This is a genomic window from Streptomyces sp. NPDC001634, assembly GCF_040298185.1.
Classification (GTDB): Bacteria; Actinomycetota; Actinomycetes; order Streptomycetales; family Streptomycetaceae; genus Streptomyces.
Map to the genome: position 1 here is coordinate 1 of NZ_JBEOZU010000223.1, position 1,637 is coordinate 1,637.

Genomic DNA, 1,637 nt, shown 5'->3' on the forward strand with positions numbered 1-1,637 from the left:
AGAGCTGCGGAAATGCAATATCAAGCACAATTTCTCATGATGGAAGATGTTGAAAGTCGAATCGCTAATTATCTTTTGCAACTCGTCAAAGTAGTAGATTCAAATTCTGTTATGATTCCAATGAAAATGAAAGATCTTGCAACGTTCATCGGAACAACTCCCGAAACTATTTCTCGTAAGTTCAAAATACTCGAAGAAAAAGGATTCATTGAGCGCCGAGGAAAGATAATCAAAATACTAGATATTGATAGCCTTGAAGATGATTACGCTTAAAATGGTCTAAAGAGCCAATAGATTCTGATCCTACACAAGATCCAGACCTAATGCCAGATTGGACCAATGTCAAATATTTAGACACAAAATGAGCTATATTTTCTTAAAATAATTTTCTTCTTTCTGATTTGGAGTTAAACCCTTGTTGGCGGAATGAGGATTATAATTGTTATAAAATTGTTCGATGTATTCAAAGCAAGAGAGTTGAACTTCTTAAATGGAGTGATAAGTTCATAATTACATTAACGCAAAAAAATATGTTCAAACTTTGACCGAAGATGAAGTTAAAAATTTGTGTTTTGAAGTCAAAGATTTATACGAAGATGTCTTAAAAGAATTTGAAATTAAGCTCTAATTTTTTTCAAAAAGGGGGATTGGGGGACACCACCAAAAATAAAAAGATTCGTCTGAAACGAACAAAAATAAAATTGGAAATTTTAGCTTTTGTGAGTGAAAGATGACTTATTTTTACTGTACTTGTGTACACAAGTACGAAGTTCACTAAAGACACTAACCCCCTATTTTGAGCTTTTAGAGTTGACAGTATTTTGAAAGGTTGACAAGATGAAAATAATCGAAAATCGTGAGCGAAGTATACAGAAAAAATTCTTCGTAAATGAAAAAGAGAACGAAAGAATTAAATTGATAATGAAAGAAACTGGTATCACTAATTTTTCTATTTTTGCTAGACGAGCCTGTTGCAATAAAGAGATTTTTTCTATTGATTTTTCAGAATATAAAAATATTATTTCTGAAATTTCTGCGACAAAATCTGAACTAAAACGTATCGGAAATAATATCAATCAAATTGCTAAACATTTAAACGAAAATAAAAATAATCAGACAAAAGAATGGATGTCTGATTATCAAAAGCAATTAGAAAATTTGGAAGAAAAAATTCAAGAAGTGGTTCATTTTATTTCGGAGGGGGAGTAAAAATGACAGTGATTTATATGCCAAAACAATCGAACGGAACGGTTCATTCTTCAACAGTTGTGAGCTGTTTTTTGAATGCTGATGAATAGTGAGATTAGAGCAGGTCATAAATAAGGGTCATATTTAAAAGCTAAAATTGTACGTTTTAGTCAATTACATACAAGGGTTCTGTTGCAAAGTTTTAAATAAAGAATAAAATCCCTTACGGTATCTATGATTTAGGCTGTTATTCCCATTAATACCTTGATTTCAGTAGACACCGAAAAGCCGAAGAGAGTGCCTTCTTTTCGGGTTTTCTTATATAATCCTCGAATGGCTTCCATGCCTTTAATCGTGGGTGAGGCAGTGCGTAAACTTCGATAGAATTTATTGCGTCTCTTTACTGGACGATGGTCTTGTTCAATCAAATTATTCAGGTATTTAATGGT

General features: G+C 32.1%; 2 protein-coding genes and 2 pseudogenes. 2 read left to right on the top strand and 2 right to left on the bottom strand.

The genetic code is table 11. The features are described from left to right. On the top strand, window positions 1-273 hold a 273-nt coding region (locus tag ABT186_RS47660), incomplete at its 5' end, for a Crp/Fnr family transcriptional regulator (protein WP_351930686.1). 77 nt (window positions 274-350) lie between these two features. Here the strand turns inward: ABT186_RS47660 and ABT186_RS47665 are convergent. Continuing rightward, window positions 351-504: pseudogene (locus ABT186_RS47665) on the bottom strand (IS3-like element IS-LL6 family transposase); the annotation flags it as partial. A gap of 333 nt (window positions 505-837) precedes the next feature. On the opposite strand from ABT186_RS47665, the gene mobC reads away from it, so the two are divergent. After that, window positions 838-1,209, top strand: coding sequence for a plasmid mobilization relaxosome protein MobC (gene mobC, locus ABT186_RS47670; protein ID WP_351930688.1), 372 nt, complete (start codon window positions 838-840; stop codon window positions 1,207-1,209). A gap of 218 nt (window positions 1,210-1,427) precedes the next feature. On the opposite strand, the pseudogene ABT186_RS47675 reads toward mobC, so the two are convergent. After that, window positions 1,428-1,637: pseudogene (locus tag ABT186_RS47675) on the bottom strand (hypothetical protein); the annotation flags it as partial.